The following is a 22430-nucleotide window of genomic DNA, read 5'->3' as shown; positions in this document are numbered from 1 at the left end:
GTCGGCCCACGCCGCACCTCATCGGGGCAGTGAAAGCAGCCGGCAAACTCACGCCCATGCGCATCCGGATGCAGCAGCCAAAGACGATCCGACTTGCCCTCACCACCCTGCGCTGAAACTGACAGGGCTGACGCCGCGACCTCGATTTGCGACGCGATCGGGGGCGTTCGCGGCGCAGGTCAGGCGGCGGAGGTGGGCCAGGGGATGTCGGTTTCGGCAGGGGCGGTGTAGTCGATGCCGGGGACAGCAAAGCCGTAGAGGCGGCGGACCTCGTCGCTGAACCAGTCGAGGTCGGCGAGTTCGGTGATGGTGTCGCTGGTGGCGTTGGCCCAGCGTTCGGCGACGGCGCTCTGCACGGTGGGGTCGAGTTCCCAGGTGTCGAGGCGGACCCGGCCCTCGTCGTCGAGGTCGAGGGGGCGGGCACCGGTCAACTGATCCCAGAGGTTCACCAGTTGGCTGATCGGGGCGACCATGGTGTCGCCGAGGACGCCTCGCAGCAGCCCGACGTACAGGGCGATGCCCGGGATGGCGGTGGAGGACTGGGTGACGGCGGCGGCGTTGACCGAGGTCACGGCCCGGCCGCCCACGGTCTTGCCGAGGCGCTCGTTCAACGTGCGTGCGGTGGCTTCCAGATGGGACTTCGCTGCGCCGATGGTGCCGTGCCGGTAGATCGCCGCGGTGAGTGGCGAGCCGATGTAGGACAGGGCGGCCGTGGTGAAGCCGTCGGCCAGCAGGGACCGGGCGGCCAGGAAGGTGATCCACCGTTCCCAGTCGGTGCCGCCCATCACCGCCACGGTCTGCTCGATGTCGTCGCCCTCGGCCGGCGCCGTGGTGACCTCCTTGACCTCTGGGGCACCGGACTCGTCGAAGACCAGGGTCTTGGTGGTGTACGGCGAGCCGACCGGCTTGAGGACCGAGGCGTGCACCGTACCGGTGTCCGGGTCGGTGCGGCGAGGCGCGGCCACCGAGTAGATCAGGTAGTCGAGCCGTCCCCCGAACCGCTCGGCGAGGAGGTCGGCGACCTGCTCCTTCACCGTGTCGCTGAACGCATCGCCGTTGACGAAGACCATGTCGCGCCCGTGCTGTCGGGCGAGCCGGGCGGTGGCTGCGGTGCGATACCAGCCGGCCGTACCGGTGCGTCGCGCGGGCGCCTTCTCGAAGCACACGCCGATGCCGCGGATACCGGCCCGGGCCAGGCCTGCGATCGTAGCGGCCAGGCCATACCCGGCGGACGAGCCGATGACCAGAGCCACCGGCTCTGCGCCCCCGTCGGTGACCGGGGCCGGGACGGCCTGCCACATCTCGTCCACCAACTGTCGGCAGCCGCCGGGATGGGAGTCGAGGAACAGGAAGCCCCGGCTCTTGGGCGCAATGACGCGTTCGCTCATGGTGTGGTGGCCCAGGTGTCGTCGCGGACAAGGACGCGGCGACCGCCTTGGCCTCCCCGTCCCGCAAGTCTGCGGCGGAACGGTGAACCCAGTGATCTTGCCTGGCACAACGATGTCCAGCCGGTATTGGAGGGTTCCGCACTTCAGCCTTACGACTCTCCGGCCCAGCACATGGGCCAGAGAGCGAGAGGCTGCGTCAGAAGACCACGACGATCTTGCCCGTCAAGCCACCCCGGAGGAAACGCGTGTGTCCAGCGTGGATTTCCTGGAGGCTGAAGCTGGAGTGCACGCGCAGTTGCAGGGCCCCATCGTCGACGAGCTTGGTCAGCTCGCTCAGGCCCAAGCCGTCCTCGCGGACCTGGTTCACGGTGGTACGCACATTGCGGGAGGACAGGTCAGGTGCCGGACCGGCCTGCGTGGCGATGGATGCGTATCGCCCTCCATCGACCACAACCTCGGTCACGAATGCCCCGAAGGTGTCGAACACGGCGTCATAGTGACGGTCTTGCAGGGCGTCCTGGTTGGTGGTCACGAAGTTGGCACCGTGCTCGTGAGCGAATGCGACGTGCTCATCCCGGGAAACCAGCGCATCGACTTCGGCGCCACGGGAGCGGGCGATCTGCAAGGCCAGCCCGCCCACCGCTCCCGCGGCACCCGTGATCAGCAGCCTCTCGCCAGCCTTGATCTCCAACCAGTCCAGCGTCTGCAGAGCTGTCAGCCCGGGAAGCGGCAAGGTGGCGGCTTCCGCCAGACTCACCGACGTCGGTGCTACAGCAACAGCTTGCGCGGGAAGCACGACGAGGTCGGCCCAGGTCCCTCGGCCCGTGCTGAGCTGATGGGACATGGCAATCACTCGTTCACCGACGCGCAGACCGCTGCTGCCGCCATCGACCACGATGCCGGACAGCTCCCAGCCGAGTGTCAGTGGCAGTGGCGGCGTGCCTTCACCGATGGCCCCCTCCCGCGTCTTGTCATCGACGGGGTTGATGCTGGTAGCAACGGCCCGGATCAGCACCTGGCCAGCGCCGGGCGAGGGCTCGGGGACATCGATGATGCCGAGCACGTCAGGAGTACCGAATCGATCGATCTGTATTGCGCGCACGAAGAGTCCTTCACTTGACGGGACTGACAGCACGGCTCAACACCATTGATGATCAAGGGATTCCTGCTTTAGGCCTGTCCCGCCCACCGAACCAGCAAAACGTGACTGTGCCCGACCGGATTCGAACTGCGGGGCCCTCATGCTTCCACAGCGGCGATTCGCTACGAAGCGTCACAGATCAAGGGATATAGCACAGCTTCTCAGCGCAGTTCGCCGATCACCGGGGCGAGGGCCTCCATATACGGCTCCAGGATGCAGACGTACGAGAAGCCGTACCGCTCGCGCTGCGCGAGCAGTTGCTCCGTGATCTGGCGCACCGTGCCGACCAGCACGATCGGCAGTTCCAGGACCTCGTCCTCGGTCAACTGCGGCAGGCGCGGGAGCAGGTCCTTGACGGCCTTCCGTCGGTCCTGGGTGATCGCGACGAACTGGATGAGCAGATTCAGCTCGGCCGGTGTCGCGCGTCCGGCGGCGAGCTTGTGGTAGGCGGCGACCCGCGCGTCCAGCTCCGTCGTGGTCAGCGGGGCGAGTCCACTGACGCTGTCGGGATCGGGGCGGGCGCCGGTGAAGGCGGTGATGTCGGCGTGTTCGGCGGCCAGGCGCAGCATGCGGTCGCCGTTGGCGCCGATCAGGAGGGGAGGCCGCGGCTGCTGCGAAGGCTGCGGCTGGTGGTCGGGTGAGCCAAGGAGCCGGTCCAGCTCGGTCACCGTGTGGCGCAGGTGGTCCACGCGTTCGCGCGGGGAACCCCAGGGCAGACCCGCCTGCTCGTGCTCGGCCCGTATGTAGCCCGTGCCGAGCCCCAACTCGAGCCGCCCGTCGGTCAGCGCGTCGGTGCCGGCCACCTCGCGGGCCAGTAACGCCGGGTTCCAGAAACCCGCGTTGAGGACGAACGTGCCGAGCCGCGGCCGTTCGGTCGCCTCGGCCGCGGCGACGAGCGACGGGAACGGCGCGGGCATCCCCAGATGGTCCGGGACCAGGATGACGTCGTAGCCGAGCTGCTCGGCCCTGCGGCACTTCGCGCGCCACGCGTCCCCGGTGGACGGCTGGATCATGTTGACGCCAAAACGGAACGGCCGTGTCATGAACTCCCCTTGGTCGGTCAGTGCGATGTGGTCGGCGGCTGAGATCACCGGCGGCCGCTACTCGTGGGCGATCGCGGCCAGTACGTTCATGCGCGAGGCCCGCAGCGCGGGCAGCAGCGCGGCCGCCAGGCCCACCACCACCGAGCCGGCCACCACGATGAGGATGGTTCCCCAGGGGATGTCCAGGGCCGTCATCCCCTGTAGTGCCAGGACCCGTTGGGCGGCCAGGCCCCACACCAGGCCCAGGGACAGGCCGAGTACCGCGCCGAACACGGCGATCACCACCGATTCCAGGCGGATCATCCGGCGCAGCTGCCTGCGGGCCAGACCGATCGCGCGCAGCAGCCCGATCTCCCTGGTGCGCTCCACGACCGACAGCGCGAGGGTGTTGACCACACCGAGCACCGCGATCACGATCGCCAGGCCGAGCAGCGCGTACACGAGGTACAGCAGCACGGCGATCTGGCCGCGGATCAGCTCCTTGTAGTCGGCCTGGTCGCGGACCTGCACCTGCGGGTACGGGTCCAGGGACTTCTCCATGCTCGCCCGGAGGGTGTCGGGGTCCGTGCCGGACGCGGCGTTCACGAACACCGCCGAGTCCTGGCCGTCGGGGAGGTACTTCTCGGCCGTGCCGAAGCCGAGGAACAGGTTCCCCTGATTGGCGGGCCCGCTTGCCCCCGGCTGGTCGGTGAGGGCCCCGACGGTGAGCCGCGTCTTGCGGTTTCCGGGGAACTCCGCAGGCAGCACGGTGCCGATCCGCACCTGGTGGTCCTCGGCGAACTCCCGGTCCATGGCGATGTGATCCAGGGCGAGGGCGGACGCGGTGTCCCCGGCCGAGTACTCGATCTTGGCGACCTCGTCCAGACGGTCCTCGTACGCCCCTGCCGTCGAGGTGACCTTCTTGCCGTCCGGCAGGCGCAGCTCCACGGGCGCGTACCGCTGCCGTACGACGAGCCCGGCGCCGTCGGACGCGCGGACCTTCTCGGTGATCTCCTCGGGGAACGGCAGGAAGTCGGCGCTCTGCACCACGAAGTCGGCGCCCAGGGTCCGGTCGATCTGCTCGTCGAAGGACTTCGTCATCGATGCGCTGGCCACACCGAGCCCGCCCACCAGCGCGAGGCCCACCATCAGCGCGGCGGCGGTGGCGCCCGTACGGCGTGGATTGCGCAGGGCGTTGCGCTGGCTCATCCGGCCGACCGAGCCGAACACCGCGGGGAACGCGCCGCCCAGGACCCGGATCACCGGACGGACCAGGAGTGGCCCCGCGATCACGGTGGCGATCAGGGTGAGGACTATGCCGAGCCCGAGCAGCGACGCGGCGTTCGAGGTGTCCTCGCTCACCGCGCACCCGATCAGGGCAGCCGCCCCGGCCGCGCCGACCAGGACGCCCACCACGGCACGCACCTTCAGCGGCCGCCCCACACCGGCGACCTCCACATCGGCGAGCGCGGCCATCGGCGACACCCGCGCGGCCCGCCGCGCCGGAAGGTACGCCGCGACGAAGGTGACGCCGACCCCGACGAGGTAGGCGGCGACGGGAGTCGGCCACCCGATGACCATCTCGGTGGACTTGAGGTTCATGCCGAGCAGACTCATCAGCTTGATCAGCCCGAGCGCCAAGCCGATGCCGGTGGCCAGGCCCAGCGTCGAGCCGACCAGGCCGAGCAGCAGTGCCTCGGTCAGCACCGAGCGGCGCACCTGGCGGCGGTCGGCGCCGAGCGCGCGCATCAGGCCCAGCTCACGGGTGCGCTGGGCGATCAGCATCGAGAAGGTGTTGACGATCAGGAAGACGCCGACCAGGACCGCGATCCCGGCGAAGCCCAGCATCACGTACTTGATGACGTCCAGGAACCCGGCCAGTTCCTCCGCGGCGGACTTGGCCTGCTCGTCGGCGGTCTTCACCTCGTAGTCGGCGCCCAGTTCGGCGACGATGTTCCGCTTGAGCTCGGCGTCGCTTACGCCAGGGGCCGCTTCGATCCCGATACTGGTCGCCAGGTCCGGGTCGCCCAGGAGCTTGGTCTGGGCCGTCTCGGTGTCCAGGAAGACCAGCGCCGCGCCCGGGTTGGTGGTGGTGAAGGTGGCGATGCCGACGACCTCCACCTTGAACGACCCCGGCCGGGCCAGGATGTTCAGGGTGTCGCCGATCCCGACGTTCTTGCGGTCCGCGGTGTCCGCGTCGATGAGTGCCTGGTCCGCGCCGCGCGGGGCGTGGCCGTCGGTCAGCTTCACGGGGCTGCGGTCGCTCTCGTACCAGGCGACCGCGATGGTGGGGGCACCGCTGGTCGGGCCCACCGACTCGTTGTCGGCGTCGACGATCGTGATGTTCTCCACGCCGACGTCCACGTCGGTCTTGGCGACGCCGTCCACGTCGGCGACCCGGTCGGCCACCTCGGCCGGAAGGGTCGGGGTGAGCCCCGACGGGATCGCCTCGCTGATGCCTTCCTTCGGCTCGATGGACACATCGGCCGAGGTGGAGGCGAAGAGCCGGTCGAAGGTGCGGTTCACCGTGTCCGAGAAGATCAGGCTGCCCGCGACGAACGCCACGGACAGCAGCACGGCCAGCGCGGAGAGCGCCAGGCGGCCCTTGTGTGCGAAGAAGCTCCGCAGTGTCGCCTTCAGCACGGCGGCCTCAGCTCTCCTTGGTCTCGTCGAGCCGCTTCGCTGCCTCGGGCAGCAGGGTGTCGAACCGCTTCAGCCGCTCCAGCACCGCCTCGGCCGTGGGGTCCGGCATCTCGTCGACGATGCGGCCGTCCCCGAGGAACAGCACCAGATCGGAGTGGGCGGCGGCCCCTGGGTCATGGGTGACCATCACCACGGTCTGGTCCAGCTGGTCGACGGCCTCGCGCAGAAAGCCCAGCACCTCCAGGCCGGCGCGCGAGTCCAGGTTGCCGGTCGGTTCGTCGGCGAAGATCAGTTCGGGCTGGCAGGCGAGCGCCCGGGCGCAGGCCACGCGCTGCTGCTGCCCGCCGGAGAGCTGCGCGGGCCGGTGCCGCAGCCGGTCCTGGAGCCCGAGGGTCTTGATGACGTGTTCCAGCCATTTGGCGTCCGGCTTGCGGCCCGCGATATCCATGGGCAGCGTGATGTTCTCGGCCGCGGTGAGGGTCGGCAGCAGGTTGAACGCCTGGAACATGAAGCCGATACGGTCCCGGCGCAGCCGCGTCAGTTCCTTGTCCCGCATCCCGGTGATCTCGGTCTCGCCGAGCCACACCTGGCCCGCGGAGACCGAGTCGAGCCCGGCGAGGCAGTGCATCAGGGTGGACTTCCCCGAACCCGAAGGCCCCATCACCGCGGTGAACCGGCCGCGGGCGATGTCCACGTCGACCGCGTCCAGGGCGAGCACGGTGGTCTCACCCGAGCCGTACGCCTTGGTCAGACCGCGGGCCCGCGCCGCGACGCCATCGGCCTGCGCGGGGCCGGTTCCGCTACCCGTCTTGGCTGTGGACAAGTCGTCCTCCCCAGTTCCCGCCGCACCAACGCACGTACGGCTACCGAGAGTAGAGCGCCACAGCGGGCCGCCGGTATCCCTCCGAGGTCGCTGTCCCGGCATGCATGTAAGGGACACCGAACGGCCGTTCCTGTCGCACCACTACCCCCACGCTAACGCGGGGGTATCTCCAGGACACTGTGGAGCTAGACCCCTAGGGGCCGCCGCGCCGTGCCCAGCACGCAGTACGACGTCGGCAGGCGCGGCCCTCTCTCGGGGATCAGCAGGCGCCGGTACGTCGTCACCTCGAACCCGGCCGCCTCGATCGCGGCGAGTGGCTCCCGCGCCACATGGCAGCCCCCGAAGAGCAGCGGCCACACCGTGCGGTCCAGCGCCCTCTGCGCGGCCGGCATCCCCCGGCCGCTCGGCGCCAGGCCGTGCTCCAGAAACCGCAGCTCCCCGCCAGGACGCAGCACCCGCAGGGCCTCCGCGAGGCTGCGCTCCACACCACGCACACTGCACAGCACCAGCGAGAAAACCACCGCGTCAAACGCCTCGCTCTTGACCGGCAGCGCCTCGGCGGCGCCCGGCACCACATCGACGGGAACCTCGGCGTGCCGCGCCGCCTTCGCCGCCAACTGCCGCAGCAGACGTTCCGGTTCGATCGCGACCACCTCGGAGACCGTCGAGGGATACGACGCGAAGTTCAGGCCGTTGCCCGCACCGATCTCGATGACCCGGCCGGAGATTCCGGCCAGCAACTCCTCGCGATGGGCGTGCATGACTTTCTCGGCCACCACGCTCTGCCGTGCGTAGAAGCGAGCGAAGACGGGGTGGTGCACGAGGTCCCGGGACACTTTGGCGCTGCGCGACGGCATGGCGGAGGCTCCTCGGCGAGTGCGACGGTTACCGCGATTGTGCCCTTCTGCGCGCGGTTCAGCCGTGCCGGACGACGACGGTGACGCCTGGGGCGCAAGGGAAAACAATCGGCCATTCGCGTCGAGAATATGCCGCTGTCCAGCGCACCGCGACGACAATGGAACCGCCCCGCACCACCGGAAAGGCCTTTCGAGAACGGCGTGAGGGAGCGGCTGTGCATGAGGAGTTCCTGTGCCATGTCACCGCGTACGGAGTCTGCGCCGGACGGCGTGTCGGGGTTCCCCTCGGCACCTACCGCGCGCCCTCCTTATCGCTGGCCCTGTGGTGGTTACGCGAGCGCGCGACCTGGATCGCCGAACGCCTGGACCCCACCCCCGACAGCAGCCACGTACCCGTGCGGGCACTGGTACCGATCGCGGCCCATGTCCCGGACGCCTCGGGAGAGCTGCGCGCCTGGCGGGACGACCCGGCCGTCCAGAGCGCGGTCGCCGAAGGCCTGTCGAGGGGGCAGCTGATCCGCTTCGCCACAGCCGACGACACCACCGAGTACGAGCTACTCGCGGAGTCCATCGACGCACTCCGCATGCAACGCGCGACCCACACGCGCCCCGCGCCCGCGCGCGTCCCTTCTTGGGCCGCGATGGTGCCCCGCCGCTAAGGGGCTGCCCCGCGCTCGGGGAGGGCGTCGCCCTTCGGCCTTGGTGAAGCGGTGCGCCCGAGGCGAGGGGTTGTGCCCACCCGTTCCGCCCTGCGGAACGTATGCCCACAACGGCAGGGGACGACTGCCACAACGGCACGCCCCACCGCGCCCCCGACCCACAACGGACGAAGCGCACCACCCCCGCCTACGTCAGTGACGCCGACGCCGCGTCCCACGTCCCGCCCAGCGCAGGGGCCAGCCACCCTGCCGCGCCCGCCCGGAAGGCCGGTCCGTCCAGAGCCCCGGCGCCTTCGGGGACAGCACCCAGGAGCGGCGCCCCAGCGACCGACGGCAGGTCGGTGAGGTTGCAGCGCGCGGCGAGGTCAGGCCGCCGCGGCCAGCTGCCGACCAGGACGCCCAGCGGCCGCAGGGACCGCGCCCGCAGCGCCTCCGCGGTCAGCGCGGTCGTGTTCAGGGTGCCGAGCCCGGCCGACGCGACGACCAACACCGGCGCGTCGAGCAACAAAGCCGCGTCGGCAAGCGTGCCGCCACCGCCACCGCCACCGCCACCGCCACCGTCGTCGTCGTCGAAGCGTACGAGCAGCCCACCCGCACCCTCGACCAACACCAGATCGTGCTCGGTGGCCAGCTTCTGCGCCGCGTCGGCGATCTCCTGCGGCCGTACGGGCGCGAGCCCGGCCCGACGCGCGGCCGTCGCGGGCGCCAACGGCTCGGGATAGCGAGCCAGTTCGACCGCGGTGACCGGCCCGGCGAGCCGCACCACCTCGTCCGCGTCACCGCGCTCACCGGCACCGACCCCGGTCTGCGCGGGCTTCAGTACGGCCACCGAGCGCCCGGCCGCCAGCGCGGCCCTCGCCACCGCGGCCGTCGCCACGGTCTTGCCGACCTCGGTACCGGTCCCCGTGACCACCAGAACCGTCATTGCACTGTTCTCCTCGCTGAGAGCGGCCCGTCCGGCAGACGCCCGGACGGGCCCGCACCCGGTCAGCCCGCAGCCGCGGCCGCGGCCGCCGCACGGCAGATCCGCGCCACATCCTCGTCACCCGTGATGTACGGCGGCATGGTGTAGATCAGGTCGCGGAACGGTCGCAGCCACACACCCTCGCGCCGCAGCACGTCGGTGGCCGCCGCCCCGTCCACCTGGTGGTCCAGCTGGATGACACCGATCGCGCCCAGGACCCGTACATCCACCACACCCGGCACATCGGACGCGGCCGCCAGCCCCTCACGCAGGCCCGACTCGATGCGCTTGACCTCGGTCTGCCAGTCCTGCGCGAGCAGCAGGTCGATCGAGGCGCAGGACACCGCCGCCGCCAGCGGGTTGCCCATGAACGTCGGCCCGTGCGCGAGCACCGGCACCTCGCCCCGCGAGATCCCGTCCGCCACGCGCGCGGTGCACAGCGTCGCCGCCATGGTCATATAGCCGCCGGTCAGCGCCTTGCCCACACACATCACATCGGGCGTCACGCCCGCGTGCTCGGCGGCGAACAGCGTGCCGGTACGCCCGAACCCGGTCGCGATCTCGTCGAAGACCAGCAGTACGTCCTGCTCGTCGCACACCTCGCGCAGCACCCGCAGATACGCGGGGGAGTGGAACCGCATCCCGCCCGCGCCCTGCACCACGGGCTCCACGATCACCGCCGCCAGCTCGTCGGCGTGCCGTGTGATCACCTCGCGCAGGTGGTCGGCGTACGACTCCTCGTACTGAGCGGGCGGCGCGTCCGCGAACACCTGCTTCGGCAGCGCGCCCGACCAGAGCTCGTGCATGCCGCCGTCGGGGTCGCAGACCGACATCGGCTGCCAGGTGTCGCCGTGGTAGCCGCCGCGCCAGGTCAGCAGCCGCTGCTTGGCGGGGCGGCCGACCGAGCGCCAGTGCTGCAGACACATCTTGATCGCGACCTCGACCGACACCGAACCCGAGTCGGCGAGGAAGACATGCTCAAGACCCTCGGGCGAGATGTCGACCAAGCGCTTCGCGAGCCGTACGGCGGGCTCATGGGTGAGCCCGCCGAACATCACATGGCTCATGCGGTCCAGCTGGCCGCGCACCGCGTCGTTCAGCACCGGGTGGTTGTAGCCGTGGATGGCCGACCACCAGGACGACATGCCGTCGACGAGCTCCTCGCCGCCGTCCGCGAGCCGCAGCCGTACCCCGGAGGCGGACTCCACGACCAGCGGCTCCGTACGGCCCGGCATCGGCCCGTACGGATGCCAGACATGCCGCCGGTCCAGCTCGACGAGCTCCTGAACCCGGGGGTCAGGCATTGGGCGCGAGGTCCGTGCCGGCGCCCCGCCGACGTACCGCTACCAGGTCCGTACGGGCGTCGGACGCCGAGACCTCATCGGCGGCGGAGGCGTCCTCGGGCGCCGACGAAGCCCCGGCATCCGAGCCGCACGGCGCGCAGCCACCCTCATGCGAGCCACACCCCGCCGTCTCATGCGAGCCGCACCCTGTCGCCTCCCCGGACAGCCGGTGCTCGGGCAGCGTCACCTTGTCCGCGCCCTCGACCTCGAATCCCGCGTCCTTGATCATGTCCAGGTCGGCCTGACCGGCCTGGCCCTCACTGGTGAGGTAGTCACCCAGGAAGATCGAGTTGGCCAGGTGCAGGGCCAGCGGCTGCAGGGTGCGCAGATGCACCTCGCGGCCGCCCGCGAGCCGTACCTCCACGTCCGGGCAGACGAACCGGACCATCGCCAGGATGCGCAGCGCCCGCTGCGGGGTGAGGTTCCACTCCTTGGCGAGCGGAGTCCCCTCGAACGGGATCAGGAAGTTCACCGGCACCGAGTCCGGGTCGAGCTCACGCAGCGAGAACACCACGTCGACCAGGTCGCCGTCGCTCTCGCCCATGCCGGCGATCAGTCCCGAGCAGGCGGATAGCCCGGCGGCCTGCGCCTGGTGCACCGTCTCCACCCGGTCGGCGTAGGTGTGGGTGCTGGTGATCTCCCCGTAGGTCGCCTCGGAGGTGTTCAGGTTGTGGTTGTACGCGTCGGCGCCCGCCTCGCGCAGCCGCTCGGCCTGGCCACCGGAGAGCAGCCCGAGGCAGGCACAGACCTCGACGCCCTCGTTCTGCTCCTTGATCGCCTCAATGGTCTTCCCGACCCGGTCGACGTCGCGGTCCGTGGGTCCGCGCCCGCTCGCCACCAGGCACACCCGCTTGGCGCCGCCCGCGACACCGGCCGCCGCCGCCTTGGAGGCCTCGTCGGGCTTCAGCCAGGTGTACTTGAGGATCTCGGCCTTGGAGCCGAGCCGCTGTGAGCAGTACGAGCAGTCCTCCGGACACAGTCCGGACTTCAGATTGACCAGATAGTTGAGCTTCACCCGCCGCCCGAACCACTGCCGCCGCACCTTTCCGGCCGCGGCCACTACGTCGAGAAGCTCGTCGTCGGAGGTCGCCAGGACGGCGAGCGCCTCTTCACGGGTCGGCAGCTCGCGCCGAAGCCCCTTGTCCACCAGCGTGTTCAGCAGGTCCATGAGGTCTGATCCTTGCCTACGGCACCGCCCTCGGCCAAGTAGGAACCGAACAACAGGGGTGGATCGGGGTGTGGGTATCGCCACATTCTGACCACGGGATTGTCCCGATAGGGTCTGTTGACTGCATACAAAGAGCCTGTGACACCCGACATACAAAGAGCCCGAGACACCCGACGACGCGAGGGACGGCCATGTACCGCCAGGCGACCGACGCTGCCCAGGACCCGTTCCACTGGATCGACGACCAGGCCGAGCAGCGTCGCCGTGCCGGTCTGGTACGCACCCTGCGGCCGCGCCCCGCTGATTCTCCCCTCCTGGACCTCGCGAGCAACGACTACCTGGGCCTGACCCGCCACTCGGAGGTCACCGAGGGCGCCGCCGACGCGGCCCGGGTGTGGGGCGCCGGCGCGACCGGGTCCCGGCTGGTCACCGGCACCACGGAACTGCACGCCCGACTTGAGCGGGAACTGGCTGACTTCTGCGGATTCGAGTCGGCCCTTGTGCTGTCCTCCGGCTACGCCGCCAACCTCGCCGCTGTCACCGCGCTCGCCCCGCACGGCTCTCTGATCGTCTCGGACGCCGCCAACCACGCCTCGCTCATCGACGGCTGCCGCCTGGCCCGCGCTGCGACCTCGGTCGTCGGGCACACCGACCCCGACGCCGTCCGCAAGGCCCTGGACGCCCACGGGGGGCCGGCGCTCGCGGTCACCGACTCGGTCTTCTCGGTGGACGGCGACGCGGCCCCGCTGCCCGCGCTGGCCGAGGCCTGTCGGGCGTACGGGGCGGGGCTTGTGGTGGACGACGCGCATGGTCTGGGCGTACTGGGCAGGGGCGGCCGGGGCGCCGCACACGCGGCAGGCATCGCGGGCGCGCCGGACGTCGTCGTCACCGTCACCCTGTCCAAGTCGCTGGGCAGCCAGGGCGGCGCCGTGCTCGGGCCCGCCAAGGTGATCGACCACCTGGTGAACACCGCCCGCACCTTCATCTTCGACACCGGTCTCGCCCCCGCCGCGGCGGGAGGTGCGCTAGCGGCGCTGCGGCTGCTGCGCCGCGAACCGGAGCGCGCCGAGCGGACCCGCGAGGTGGCGGCCGCGCTGTACGACCGGCTCACCGCCGCGGGCCTGCGGGCGGTACGGCCCGACGCGGCCGTCGTCTCTGTCTGTGCCCCCTCGCCGGACGAGGCGGTGCGGTGGGCGGCCGACTGCCGGGCAGCGGGCCTCGTCGTCGGCTGCTTCCGCCCGCCGTCGGTGCCGGACGGTATCTCCCGGCTCCGGCTGACGGCGCGCGGGGACCTGACACAGCAGCAGATCGACCAGGCCGTACGGACCGTCGTCGCCACCGCACCCCAGGCGGCCCAGGCATAGAGAGACCTATCGCCCGTCGCCCGTGAGTGCCGCGAGGAAGGGTTCCCAGGCGGCGGGGGAGAAGAGCAGAGCGGGCCCCGCCGGAGCCTTGGAGTCGCGCACCGCCAGCAATCCGGTCAGCGGTCCGCCGCCGAGGCGCGCGGCCTCGACGCAGTTGTTCATGCCCGTGCTGCGCGTGCTGCGCCGCCACCGCGCGTGGTGCGGGGCGGTGCTGAGTGATGTGCTGGAGGGTACGTACCGAGGCAGTGCAGACATGGTGCCTCCTTACGCGCCGTCACCGATCCCGGTGATGAATTCCTGAGTGTCCTCTGCCGAAAGTGCGTGCTTCTGAAGGAAGTTGAATGCTTCGCTGTAGGCCTGGAGGTCTTCTTTCCGCTCGAGGTAGAGGCTACTCGTCATATGGTCGAGAACAACCACATCCAGATCAGCGATGTTCGGAAATGAGAACATTACGAAAGATCCGGTGAGGCCGATATGCGCCCCCGCAGCGAACGGAACAACCTGCAGCCGTACCTGAGGCAACCGAGCCACCTCCCGCAACCGTCGCAGCTGCCGCGCCATCACCCCGTACCCACCCACCGGCCTGCGCAGCACCGCCTCGTCCAGCACCGCACTCAGCTCCAGCGGCGGGTCACCGTGCAGCACCTCCTGCCGCGCCAGACGCACCTCGACCAACGCGTCGACCTCGCGCTCGGCAAGCCCGTCCACCGCCGCCCGGGTCACCGCACGGGCGTACTCCGGCGTCTGCAGTAACCCCGGCACCACCGACGTTTCCAGCGTGCGCATCTGGCAGGCCTGCGACTCCAGGCTGATGAAGTCCCGATAAGCGGGCGGCAGCAGCCCCTTGTACGCGTGCCACCACTGGTGCCCCGCCGCGTGGTCACCGTCCGTGCCCGCCAACGCCTCAAACAGCGCGCGCAGTTCGGGGTCGCGGACGTCGTACGCGTCGAGCAGCAGCCGTACGTCCGCGGGCTTCGCCGCGCTGCGCCCGGTCTCTATCCGGCTTACCTTGGACTGGTGCCAGCCGACGAGTAGCGCGGCCTCGCCGCTGGTCAGTCCCGCGCGGTCGCGCAGGGAGCGGAGTTCGGCGCCCAGCTTGCGCCGACGTACCGCGGGGCCGTATCGCATGACCGCTCCTTCCGGCCGCCCGTGTGCTCCGTTGCGCCAGTCTCGCCCAAATACGTTCTTCCGTAGCAGAGTTCACCGCTTCGGGCGACAGATATATGCATATCTTGGGGGATCGCCACCCTTCGGTGCCCCTGGAGTGGCACTCTGGCGCGAAGCACCAGTCCGAGGCCGACCCGCTACATCCGCTACGTAACGGAGTTCGTCCCCGGTGGGAAAGGGACAGCGTCGCCATGGCAGACCATCAGGAAGCATCCGTCACTCTGCCGAGCGAGCCCGCCTCGGTGTCCGCGGCGCGGAAATACGTCAGCAGCATCTTGGCCGAATGGGGCCTGCCGGGAGATGCGGAGGCGTCCGACACCGTCCGGCTCATCGTCTCCGAACTCGCGACCAACGCCGTCCAGCACACCTTCGGCCAGTCGCCGACGTTCACGGTCGACCTGGAACTCGAGCGCGACGAGCAACTGCGGATCGGCGTCACCGACAGTCACCCCCGCTTCCCCAAGCGGCTGCCCGCGGCCGTCCAGCAGGACAACGGCCGCGGGATGGTCATCATCCGCTGGCTGACCGCCGAGTGCGGCGGCCGCCTCGCGGTCAGGCCGACGGCCGAGGGCGGCAAGACCATCTGGATCACCCTGCCCTGGACCGCGACCGCACCCGTCCAGACCTGACGGCACGGAACAACCACCCGGCTCGGCGGAGAAATAATCGGTTGCCTGTTGGCGATGGTGGTGGATGCAATGTCCGGCATGGTCACCGGTTCATCCATTCAGATCGGCGCTCTCGTTCCGCTGACTCGGCCTGGCTGGGTCGAGGCGGGCCAACACCTGCTCGCTGGACTCGAGCTGGCCGTTCGCGAAGCCAATGACGCAGGCGGGATCGTCGGCAGACCACTTGAGTTGGTGGTCCGAGACACGGCGGCTGATCCGCAGCGGGCCGTGGCGGCGGTAGATGAATTGGCTCGCCTGGGCGTGGCCGCCTTGGCGGGGGAGTACCACAGCGTCGTCGCTCGCGCCGCTGCCACCAGGGCCGACGCCCTCGGCCTGCCGTTCCTCTGCTCGTCAGCGGTTCTCGACGCGCTCACCGAACAGCCAACGGAATGGGTCGCGCGCCTCGCCCCGGCGCAGTCCCACGGCTGGCAGATCTACGCGGACTTCCTCCTCAGCGCGGGGCACAGTCGCATCGCCGTAGCCGCCGATCCGAGTGTGTACTGGTCATCCGGGACGCGCATACTGCGGGACTACCTCGCTGCGCGCGGTGGCACCGTCATCGAACTCGACATGCGCGCGCTCGACCCCACGGCCGTGTGCGACGAGCTCGTCGACCATCGCGCGACAGCCGTCCTTCTTCTGGTCGGCCACCCGGATCCGGCAGTGCCGATCGTCCAGGCCGTCCGCCGCGACCAGCGCCTCGCCGAGGTCATGATCGGTGCGCCTGCCGGGCAACCGGAGTTCGCCGAATGGGCGACGCTGCTGGGCGACGACGGCGCCGCGATCCCGTTCTTGCGCTACCTGCCCGAACGCCTCAGCCCACTCGGTGCACGCGTCGAGACGGCCCTCCGTGAGCGGCTAGGCGAAGCGCCCTCCTTCGTCGCCTTCGAGGGCTACGACACGATCACCGTCCTCGCCGATGTGCTGCGTTCTCACGGCGCGGACCGGGCGCGCACTGCCGAATCCTGGCCGCGTGTCGCAGTCGAAGGCACGCGCGGGCAGATCCGGTTCTCCCGCACGCCAGGCATCAGCGTGTGGCAATGGGCTTGGACGCCGGTCCAAGTCGTCGATCGAGATCCGGCGGAACCCGGTCGCTTGCGGATCCTCCACGCCAGCTGAGAGAGCACGGAGGAGGGACCTGACGACCCGCTTGGCTCAGGACACGCCCGAGCGGCCGAACGCGCCGCGCAGTAGCGCTCGTAGGGTGTCCGCCGCGGGATTCGGCTCGTCCACGCGGTACACGACCGAGATCGTACGGCGCAGTCCTGGCGGGTCCAGGGCCCGGACGTTCACCGGTGTCAGGGCCTTGCGCGCCACCATCTCGGGCACCACGGCCACTCCGAGTCCGGCGCTGGCCAGGGCGCACACCACGGCGTAGCTCGGCGTCTCGACCACCACCGACGGGCTGGCCCCGGCCCGCGCGAGTGCGGCCTCCACCTCCCGGCGGCGCGGATGCCAGGGTGCCATGCTGATCAGCGGCTGCCCCGCGAGGTCCCCGAGCGGCAGCCGCCCCGCGCCATCCGCCAGGGCGTGCCCCGGAGCGGTCACCAGCACCAGCTCCTCGGTCAGCAGCGCCTCGGCGGCGACGGCCACGGGCAGCGGCTCGGTCTCGCCCGGCTGGTACGCGTGCGTCAGCGCGAGATCCACCGCGCCGTCCGCCACCGCGGCCACACCCGCCGGAGGCTCGAACTCCGTTACCGCCAGCTCGACATCGGGATGCGCCCTGCGGAACGCGCTGAGCGCCGGAGGCAGCAGATGAATCCCGGCCGTCGGGAACGCCCCGATACGCAGCCGCCCGCCCGAGAGCCCTGTCAGCCGGGCCAGCTCGTGGCGGGCCAGGTCCATCTCGTCCAGCACCCTGCGGGCCCGCTTGACCAGCAGTTCGCCAGCGGCCGTCAGCCGTGCCCCGCGGTGGTGCCGTACCAACAGCGCGGCCCCCGCCTCCCGCTCCAGCTTGGCGAGCTGCTGGGACAGCGCGGGCGCCGTATAGCCGAGCCGCCCGGCTGCCCGAGTGATCGAACCGGCCTCGGCGACCGCCACCAGTGCCGCGAGTCGCGTGGGATCGTACATAAAGCAACTCTTAAGGCAGACCCTCAAGATTGCAAGTACCTGCTGAAGGCTGACGGCGGGCACGCTGGGGGCCATGGACACACAACTGGTCGCCTTCACGGGGGTCGCCGCCGCCATGGTCGCCATGCCGGGCGCCGACTTCACCGTCGTGGTGCGCAACGCCCTCGCCTCACGCCGGGCGGGCGCCGCCTGCGCCCTGGGGATCGCGGCCGGCCTGCTGGTCCATACCGCGCTCGCCGTCGCCGGGGTCGCCGCCGTCCTCACGGCGGTTCCGGCGCTCTTCCGTGGGCTGCAACTGCTGGGCGGCGCCTATGTGCTCTACCTCGGATACGGCGCGCTGCGCGCCGCGGCCCGGCCACGCCAGACCGCCACCGACGCGGACTCCCCCGACGGCACGGTGGCCGTGAGCCCCGCCAGGGCCCTGCGCCAGGGATTCCTCACCAACGCGCTCAACCCCAAGGCGTCGATCACCTTCCTCAGCGTGCTGCCCCAGTTCGTCCCCGCGTCGAGCCCGGCGATGCCCCGCACGCTGCTGCTCGCGGCGATCATCGTGGGGATCGCCGCGGTCTGGTTCCAGGCCGTCGCCCTGCTGGTCGACCGGCTCGGCCGCTGGCTGCGCCGACCGCGTACGGCCCGCGCCATCGAAGGCGTCAGCGGTACGGCACTGGCCGCCCTGGGGCTGACCCTGCTGGCGGCGCCCCTCGCGGGCTGACCCGCGAGGGACCCGGAAGGGTCCCGGCGGAAGGCGCCGGAAGGTGCCACAGCCTCCCGGGCCCGGCCCGCCTACCGCTGACGCACTCGCCTACCGGCTAACGCCTACCGGCTAACGCACCCGCCCGTAGGACACGCTCTTGGTCCAGATCTTCTGCAGCCGCACCACATCGCCGCTCTTGGGCGAGTGCCAGATGCGCCCGCGACCTGCGTAGATGCCCACGTGGTACACGCTCCGGCCGGAGTGGAAGAACACCAGGTCGCCGCGCTGACGCTTGCCCGCGGAGATCCGCCGGGTCTTGTTGCGCTGGGCCGCCGCGGTGCGCGGCAGCGACTTTCCGACGCGCTTGAACGAGTACAGCGTCAGCCCCGAGCAGTCGAAGCGGCGCGGCCCCGCCGCTCCCCACTTGTACGGCGATCCCTTCTTGGACGCCGCGATCTTGACGGCCTTGGTGGCGGGCGCCGCGGCCTCGGCCTGGCCCGCGGCGCCCGGTACCACCAGGGTGCCGCCGACGGCGACGAGTGTGAGGGCGGATGCGGTGCCGGCCCGAGTGAGCAGGGACGGAACACGGTGACGCGCAGTCATGCGCAACCCTTCGGCAGCCGCCTGTGAAGGATGACCTGTCGGATTCGGACCGGCGCCACGGCAGGGAGCCGTACGCCTTCGCTGTCCGGCCGCTCTCACGGCTTCACCCCAAGGGGCCTTCTCGCCCCGTAGTGCTCGGGTCCTCCACTCCTGCCGATCCGCTGTCGTCGACCCGGCATCCGGACGGCGGCAGGACTCGGCGTCCGCCCGGACCGCCCCACCGCGGTTGGCGGGGGCTTGTCGTCGCAACGGATCTTGGCGCACGGCACCGGCCAAAACCGAGAAGAAACGGCGGTATGTGAGTGTCCTCACGACTGACCCGTTCGGGTGGACAACAGGGGTTTACGGCCGGGGCGCCGAGCCCCGAGGACCCCTGGACCAGCACCGGAACCAATCATTCCGAACACCACGTACAGCACGCGTGCAACTTTCTTGCGCCATCAGGGCGGATATTCACTCCGCCGATCAGGCGACCCGAACTGGTCCTTCCGGGGCACGGCGCGGACGGACCGCTCCGTGCCCCGGAGCCGTCAGGCCGTGGACGTGGGCGGCAGCGCCACTCGCCCAGCCCGCCGCTCCCCGTCCAGCACCCGCAACGCCCGCGCCAGCGTGTCCGCGTGGACCTCGGCCTCACCTCGTTGGTGCATCAGCGTCAGGGCGTCCCGCAGCGCGGTGGACTTGGCGACCAGGGCCTGCGCGGCGCGCAGCGAACCGTACGTGTCGCGGCCGCGCGCCGGGTTGATCCGGCCCAGCAGGTCGATCACCTCCAGATACCGGTCGACGACCTCCGACTCGGCGCGGGTCAGCGCGGGGAGCTCGGGCAGTTCCGGTGGCAGCATCGGCGGCTCACCTCGTGCCAGGCGTCGCCCGGGACGCCTTACGGGACGGAATGACCCGGTCCACCAGCCCGTACTCCACCGACTCGCGCGCGGTGAGGATCTTGTCCCGCTCGATGTCCGCCGCGATCCGCTCCAGGCGCTGCCCGGTGTGGCGTACGAGCATCTCCTCCAGCAGCCCCCGGGTACGCATCAGTTCGTCCGCCTGGATCGCCAGATCGGTCGCCTGCCCCTCGATCGGCTCGGCGACGGACGGCTGGTGGATCAGTACCCGGGCGCCGGGCAGCGCGTACCGCTTGCCGGGCGTCCCGGCCGCGAGCAGCACGGCCGCGGCGGAGGCAGCCTGCCCCAGGCAGATCGTCTCCACCTCGCAGGTGACGAACTGCATGGTGTCGTAGATCGCGGTCATCGCGCTGAACGAGCCGCCGGGGGAGTTGATGTACAGCGAGATGTCCCGGTCGGGCGCGGCGTGCTCGAGATGCATGAACTGGGCCATCACGTCATTCGCCGACGTGTCGTCGATCGGCGTCCCGAGAAAGACGATGCGCTCCTCAAGCAGCTTCGCGTAGGGGTCCATCGTGCGCTGCCCCACGCTGGTGCGCTCGGTGAACTCCGGCAGGACGTGGCGGGCGGACGGTCGGTTCATGGCAGAGCGCTCCTCATCCATCGGTGCTTGCGGTCCTGTAAAAAATGTACAGGACGTACATTGCGTAGGGAGAGGGAGGGGAAGTCGGCGCGGCGTGCTTAGGCTGGGGACATGGCCTACGAGATTCCGGTGACGCAAGCGCGGGCAGAGCTCGCCGACCTCATCAACCGTGTGGTGTACGGCGGGGAGCGGGTCGTCGTCACGCGGCACGGCAAGCCGCTCGTGGCCCTGGTGTCGGCCGCTGACCTGGAGCGGCTGGAGCAGTTGGAGGGCGCGGACGAGCAGGTGATCAGCGCCGTCTCGACGGTGGGTGGGGTGTCGCCCGCTCCGGGGGAGCGTCAGCGGTTCGGGATCGCGGCCGAACATCGCGGGCCCAACCCGTCGTAGACCGGGTACGCGGCACCGTCGTAGGCCCTGGCGCGCGACACCCGTCGTAGGCCCCTGGTGCGGGGCACCCCTCGTAGACCCCGGTACGCGGCACGCGCCGGTGCGCGGCAAGACCGTGCGCCCCCGTCCGCTACAGCGGGGGCGCACGGCCGGTCTCACGGTGCGGTGTCAGCCAGCCGGAGTGGGCTCCGGCGTGCGCACCGGCTCGCCCGCCGGGGCGCTGCTTCCGGCCCGCCGTCCGCCGAGCAGCACCGCCGTCAGGCCCAGCGCCGCCCACAGTCCGAGGGTCAGCGCGGGCCCGCCCGCCTGGGCTCCGTCGAAGAAGGAGACGGACCGCAGCAGGCTCCCGCCCGCGCCTGGCGGCAGCCACTGACCGATCATTCCGATTGGCTCGGGGAGGAGTTCGGGCGCGGAGGTCACCCCGGAGAACGGGTTGCCGAGCAGCACGACCAGCAGGGCGCCGACGCCGATACCCGCGGGGCCGATCAGTGCCGCGAAACCGGCCACGGCGGCGCTCACCGCCAGCGCCGACAGGCCCAGCGCGCCGGCCTCGGCCCACCAGTTGCCGGTGAGGACGCCCAGCCAGCTGTGCGTGAGCGTGGCGGCGACCAGGCCCACCAGTGTCGCGGCGCCGACCAGGGCGACGGCCGCACGCATCCGCCGCAGCCCGACCATCGTCACGATGGAACCGGCCGCTACACCGGCGATCGCCATCGGCAGCACACTGGAGCTCAGTGCGGCGCCGCGCGGGTCGCTGTCCGGGGCCGGTACGACGTCGACGGTCTCCACGGGCGTGCCGTCTGGGGACTGGGCGGCCACTGCCTGCTGCAGCAGCTGGGCCACCACGGGGCTCGCCGCCGACGCGGTGAGCAGCTTCGGGCCGCGCTCGGTGACGACGACCGCGCCGTATACGGTCCGGTCCTCGATGGCCTCGCGCGCGGCGGACTCGTCCGCGTACCGGTGGACCTCGAACGCGCCGTCGTTGTTCTGCTCCAGCCGGTCCTGTACGGCGCTCGCGGCGGCCGTCGGGCCCGCGACGCCGAGTGGCAGATCCTGGGGAGCCATGCGGGCGGCCGGCCAGGTGAAAGCCCACAGCGCGAGGGCGACCAACAGCGGGACCAGTACGGCGACCGCGACCATCCGACGGGACTGCGGCGCGGCGGGCGGGTCCGGGGGAGCGGCCGGGGTGGGCGACGTAGCGGATGTGGTGGACATGGTGCCCCTCGATTCGCCTCGGTGATCAAAGAGAAGGATCGTTCGTTTTCCGTGGGCCCACTGTCCCGCCGGGTGCTGTCCTTGTCAAGAATGAATATTCGTTTTACTTTGGGCGCATGGCTCGCGTATCCCAGGAACACCTCGATGCCCGCCGCCGCCAGATCCTGGACGGTGCCGCGCGCTGCTTCGCGCGTAATGGATTCCACGCCACGTCCATGCAGGACGTCCTGCGTGAGGTCGACCTGTCGGCGGGCGCGGTCTACCGCTACTTCAGCGGCAAGGAAGAGCTGATCGGCGCCGTCGTCGGTGAAGTGCTCGACATCATCCGCGGCGCCTTCGAGACAGCACTGCGGCAGAGCCCGCCGCCGCCCCCCGATGTGCTGATGGAGGAGATCCTGACCAAGGTGCTCCGGCCTGATACCGGGATCACCTACGAGGGGGAGTCAGGCTTCCCGCGGCTGATGATCCAGGCCTGGACGGAGACGCTCCGCAACGACGAACTGTCCGCCCTGCTGCGCGACGGCTACACCAAGGTGCGGGAGGCCTGGGTGCGCATCGTCCGGGCCTACCAGGACGCCGGGCTGATGCGTGCGGACGTCCCCGCCGACAGCGTCGCCCGGACCATGATCGCCATGGCGCAGGGCTTCGCGGCCCAGCAGGCGCTGTTCGGAGAGGTGACGGTGCAGTCGATGACGGAGGGGCTGCGCGGCCTGATGTCCATGGGGCAACCCCGAGCCAGTTGACCCACCAGTTAACGCATCGGAAAAACTTC

23 protein-coding genes are annotated in these 22430 nt (G+C 70.7%); 7 read left to right on the top strand and 16 right to left on the bottom strand.

Translation table 11 applies throughout. The features are described 5' to 3' along the window. Positions 1 to 179 precede the first annotated feature (179 nt). The 6 genes from fabV to U9R90_RS01520 all read right to left on the bottom strand — a co-directional run bounded on the left by fabV (position 180) and on the right by U9R90_RS01520 (position 7874). On the bottom strand, positions 180 to 1388 hold the full coding sequence (gene fabV, locus U9R90_RS01545; RefSeq protein WP_411054532.1) for an enoyl-[acyl-carrier-protein] reductase FabV: 1209 nt from the start codon (positions 1386 to 1388) through the stop codon (positions 180 to 182). A 196-nt stretch (positions 1389 to 1584) separates the two neighbouring features. Then, positions 1585 to 2490, bottom strand: coding sequence for an NADP-dependent oxidoreductase (locus tag U9R90_RS01540; protein WP_411054531.1), 906 nt, complete (start codon positions 2488 to 2490; stop codon positions 1585 to 1587). A gap of 200 nt (positions 2491 to 2690) precedes the next feature. Further along, positions 2691 to 3572 (bottom strand): LLM class F420-dependent oxidoreductase, encoded by an 882-nt coding sequence (locus tag U9R90_RS01535; protein WP_411054530.1) that lies wholly within the window; start codon positions 3570 to 3572, stop codon positions 2691 to 2693. A gap of 57 nt (positions 3573 to 3629) precedes the next feature. Beyond that, positions 3630 to 6194, bottom strand: coding sequence for an ABC transporter permease (locus tag U9R90_RS01530; RefSeq protein ID WP_411054529.1), 2565 nt, complete (start codon positions 6192 to 6194; stop codon positions 3630 to 3632). Positions 6195 to 6201: 7 nt separating this feature from the next. Next, positions 6202 to 7017 carry an ABC transporter ATP-binding protein gene (locus U9R90_RS01525; RefSeq protein ID WP_411054528.1) on the bottom strand — a complete coding sequence of 272 codons (816 nt, stop codon included), beginning with the start codon at positions 7015 to 7017 and terminating at the stop codon, positions 6202 to 6204. A 185-nt stretch (positions 7018 to 7202) separates the two neighbouring features. Continuing rightward, positions 7203 to 7874: a class I SAM-dependent methyltransferase gene (locus U9R90_RS01520; protein WP_411054527.1), complete on the bottom strand. Its 672-nt coding sequence runs from the start codon at positions 7872 to 7874 to the stop codon at positions 7203 to 7205. A gap of 215 nt (positions 7875 to 8089) precedes the next feature. Between U9R90_RS01520 and U9R90_RS01515 the strand changes: the two genes are divergently transcribed. Further along, the gene (locus U9R90_RS01515; RefSeq protein ID WP_411054526.1) at positions 8090 to 8533 is read left to right on the top strand and encodes a hypothetical protein; all 444 of its coding nucleotides are present in this window, start codon (positions 8090 to 8092) and stop codon (positions 8531 to 8533) included. Positions 8534 to 8720: 187 nt separating this feature from the next. Here the strand turns inward: U9R90_RS01515 and bioD are convergent, their stop codons facing one another. The 3 genes from bioD to bioB form a co-directional block, all read right to left on the bottom strand. Further along, the gene (gene bioD / locus U9R90_RS01510; RefSeq protein WP_411054525.1) at positions 8721 to 9458 is read right to left on the bottom strand and encodes a dethiobiotin synthase; all 738 of its coding nucleotides are present in this window, start codon (positions 9456 to 9458) and stop codon (positions 8721 to 8723) included. 62 nt (positions 9459 to 9520) lie between these two features. Next, complete coding sequence (locus tag U9R90_RS01505; RefSeq protein ID WP_411054524.1) at positions 9521 to 10801, bottom strand: adenosylmethionine--8-amino-7-oxononanoate transaminase; 1281 nt, start codon at positions 10799 to 10801, stop codon at positions 9521 to 9523. Next, positions 10794 to 12008 carry a biotin synthase BioB gene (gene bioB, locus U9R90_RS01500; protein WP_411054523.1) on the bottom strand — a complete coding sequence of 405 codons (1215 nt, stop codon included), beginning with the start codon at positions 12006 to 12008 and terminating at the stop codon, positions 10794 to 10796. Before bioB ends, U9R90_RS01505 begins: the two co-directional genes overlap by 8 nt. 191 nt (positions 12009 to 12199) lie before the next feature. On the opposite strand from bioB, the gene U9R90_RS01495 reads away from it, so the two are divergent. Next, positions 12200 to 13372: an 8-amino-7-oxononanoate synthase gene (locus U9R90_RS01495; protein WP_411054522.1), complete on the top strand. Its 1173-nt coding sequence runs from the start codon at positions 12200 to 12202 to the stop codon at positions 13370 to 13372. 6 nt (positions 13373 to 13378) lie between these two features. Here U9R90_RS01495 and U9R90_RS01490 read toward each other — a convergent pair whose 3' ends face one another. After that, a complete protein-coding gene (locus U9R90_RS01490) occupies positions 13379 to 13627 on the bottom strand; it encodes a DUF397 domain-containing protein (RefSeq protein WP_411054521.1) in 249 nt (82 codons plus the stop codon). A gap of 9 nt (positions 13628 to 13636) precedes the next feature. After that, entirely contained in the window at positions 13637 to 14500 is an 864-nt protein-coding gene (locus U9R90_RS01485) for a helix-turn-helix domain-containing protein (protein ID WP_411054520.1), read from the bottom strand. Positions 14501 to 14730: 230 nt separating this feature from the next. On the opposite strand from U9R90_RS01485, the gene U9R90_RS01480 reads away from it, so the two are divergent. Then, on the top strand, positions 14731 to 15168 hold the full coding sequence (locus U9R90_RS01480; protein WP_411054519.1) for an ATP-binding protein: 438 nt from the start codon (positions 14731 to 14733) through the stop codon (positions 15166 to 15168). A gap of 54 nt (positions 15169 to 15222) precedes the next feature. Then, complete coding sequence (locus tag U9R90_RS01475) at positions 15223 to 16326, top strand: ABC transporter substrate-binding protein (protein WP_411057600.1); 1104 nt, start codon at positions 15223 to 15225, stop codon at positions 16324 to 16326. A 36-nt stretch (positions 16327 to 16362) separates the two neighbouring features. Here the strand turns inward: U9R90_RS01475 and U9R90_RS01470 are convergent, their stop codons facing one another. Next, on the bottom strand, positions 16363 to 17277 hold the full coding sequence (locus tag U9R90_RS01470) for a LysR family transcriptional regulator (RefSeq protein ID WP_411054518.1): 915 nt from the start codon (positions 17275 to 17277) through the stop codon (positions 16363 to 16365). 73 nt (positions 17278 to 17350) lie between these two features. Between U9R90_RS01470 and U9R90_RS01465 the strand changes: the two genes are divergently transcribed. Continuing rightward, a complete protein-coding gene (locus U9R90_RS01465; protein WP_411054517.1) occupies positions 17351 to 17989 on the top strand; it encodes a LysE family translocator in 639 nt (212 codons plus the stop codon). A gap of 111 nt (positions 17990 to 18100) precedes the next feature. Here U9R90_RS01465 and U9R90_RS01460 read toward each other — a convergent pair whose 3' ends face one another. The 3 genes from U9R90_RS01460 to U9R90_RS01450 form a co-directional block, all read right to left on the bottom strand. After that, complete coding sequence (locus U9R90_RS01460; protein WP_411054516.1) at positions 18101 to 18574, bottom strand: C40 family peptidase; 474 nt, start codon at positions 18572 to 18574, stop codon at positions 18101 to 18103. A gap of 530 nt (positions 18575 to 19104) precedes the next feature. Continuing rightward, positions 19105 to 19413, bottom strand: a complete 309-nt coding sequence (locus U9R90_RS01455) for a hypothetical protein (protein WP_411054515.1) — start codon at positions 19411 to 19413, stop codon at positions 19105 to 19107. Between the two features lie 7 nt (positions 19414 to 19420). Then, positions 19421 to 20056, bottom strand: a complete 636-nt coding sequence (locus U9R90_RS01450; RefSeq protein ID WP_411054514.1) for an ATP-dependent Clp protease proteolytic subunit — start codon at positions 20054 to 20056, stop codon at positions 19421 to 19423. Positions 20057 to 20167: 111 nt separating this feature from the next. On the opposite strand from U9R90_RS01450, the gene U9R90_RS01445 reads away from it, so the two are divergent. Further along, positions 20168 to 20443, top strand: a complete 276-nt coding sequence (locus U9R90_RS01445) for a type II toxin-antitoxin system Phd/YefM family antitoxin (protein ID WP_411054513.1) — start codon at positions 20168 to 20170, stop codon at positions 20441 to 20443. A 168-nt stretch (positions 20444 to 20611) separates the two neighbouring features. Here U9R90_RS01445 and U9R90_RS01440 read toward each other — a convergent pair whose 3' ends face one another. Next, on the bottom strand, positions 20612 to 21658 hold the full coding sequence (locus U9R90_RS01440; protein WP_411054512.1) for an ABC transporter permease: 1047 nt from the start codon (positions 21656 to 21658) through the stop codon (positions 20612 to 20614). 116 nt (positions 21659 to 21774) lie between these two features. Between U9R90_RS01440 and U9R90_RS01435 the strand changes: the two genes are divergently transcribed. Beyond that, complete coding sequence (locus tag U9R90_RS01435) at positions 21775 to 22401, top strand: TetR/AcrR family transcriptional regulator (RefSeq protein ID WP_411054511.1); 627 nt, start codon at positions 21775 to 21777, stop codon at positions 22399 to 22401. Positions 22402 to 22430: the final 29 nt, after the last annotated feature.

This window comes from Streptomyces sp. E11-3, from assembly GCF_046540415.1.
In the GTDB taxonomy this organism is placed as follows: Bacteria; Actinomycetota; Actinomycetes; order Streptomycetales; family Streptomycetaceae; genus Streptomyces.
Note: the sequence above shows the minus strand (reverse complement) of the source record. Positions and strands in the feature narration are given on the sequence as shown.

Bases quoted from the DNA above. Each gene is read 5' to 3' on its own strand.
- fabV (WP_411054532.1), bottom strand. From the start codon at position 1,388: ATGAGCGAACGCGTCATTGCGCCCAAGAGCCGGGGCTTCCTGTTCCTC.
- U9R90_RS01450 (WP_411054514.1), bottom strand. From the start codon at position 20,056: ATGAACCGACCGTCCGCCCGCCACGTCCTGCCGGAGTTCACCGAGCGC.
- bioD (WP_411054525.1), bottom strand. From the start codon at position 9,458: ATGACGGTTCTGGTGGTCACGGGGACCGGTACCGAGGTCGGCAAGACC.
- U9R90_RS01475 (WP_411057600.1), top strand. From the start codon at position 15,223: ATGGTGGTGGATGCAATGTCCGGCATGGTCACCGGTTCATCCATTCAG.
- U9R90_RS01460 (WP_411054516.1), bottom strand. From the start codon at position 18,574: ATGACTGCGCGTCACCGTGTTCCGTCCCTGCTCACTCGGGCCGGCACC.
- U9R90_RS01495 (WP_411054522.1), top strand. From the start codon at position 12,200: ATGTACCGCCAGGCGACCGACGCTGCCCAGGACCCGTTCCACTGGATC.
- U9R90_RS01465 (WP_411054517.1), top strand. From the start codon at position 17,351: ATGGACACACAACTGGTCGCCTTCACGGGGGTCGCCGCCGCCATGGTC.
- U9R90_RS01455 (WP_411054515.1), bottom strand. From the start codon at position 19,413: ATGCTGCCACCGGAACTGCCCGAGCTCCCCGCGCTGACCCGCGCCGAG.
- U9R90_RS01480 (WP_411054519.1), top strand. From the start codon at position 14,731: ATGGCAGACCATCAGGAAGCATCCGTCACTCTGCCGAGCGAGCCCGCC.
- U9R90_RS01445 (WP_411054513.1), top strand. From the start codon at position 20,168: ATGGCCTACGAGATTCCGGTGACGCAAGCGCGGGCAGAGCTCGCCGAC.
- U9R90_RS01435 (WP_411054511.1), top strand. From the start codon at position 21,775: ATGGCTCGCGTATCCCAGGAACACCTCGATGCCCGCCGCCGCCAGATC.
- U9R90_RS01470 (WP_411054518.1), bottom strand. From the start codon at position 17,277: ATGTACGATCCCACGCGACTCGCGGCACTGGTGGCGGTCGCCGAGGCC.
- bioB (WP_411054523.1), bottom strand. From the start codon at position 12,008: ATGGACCTGCTGAACACGCTGGTGGACAAGGGGCTTCGGCGCGAGCTG.
- U9R90_RS01440 (WP_411054512.1), bottom strand. From the start codon at position 21,658: ATGTCCACCACATCCGCTACGTCGCCCACCCCGGCCGCTCCCCCGGAC.
- U9R90_RS01535 (WP_411054530.1), bottom strand. From the start codon at position 3,572: ATGACACGGCCGTTCCGTTTTGGCGTCAACATGATCCAGCCGTCCACC.
- U9R90_RS01490 (WP_411054521.1), bottom strand. From the start codon at position 13,627: ATGTCTGCACTGCCTCGGTACGTACCCTCCAGCACATCACTCAGCACC.
- U9R90_RS01485 (WP_411054520.1), bottom strand. From the start codon at position 14,500: ATGCGATACGGCCCCGCGGTACGTCGGCGCAAGCTGGGCGCCGAACTC.
- U9R90_RS01520 (WP_411054527.1), bottom strand. From the start codon at position 7,874: ATGCCGTCGCGCAGCGCCAAAGTGTCCCGGGACCTCGTGCACCACCCC.
- U9R90_RS01505 (WP_411054524.1), bottom strand. From the start codon at position 10,801: ATGCCTGACCCCCGGGTTCAGGAGCTCGTCGAGCTGGACCGGCGGCAT.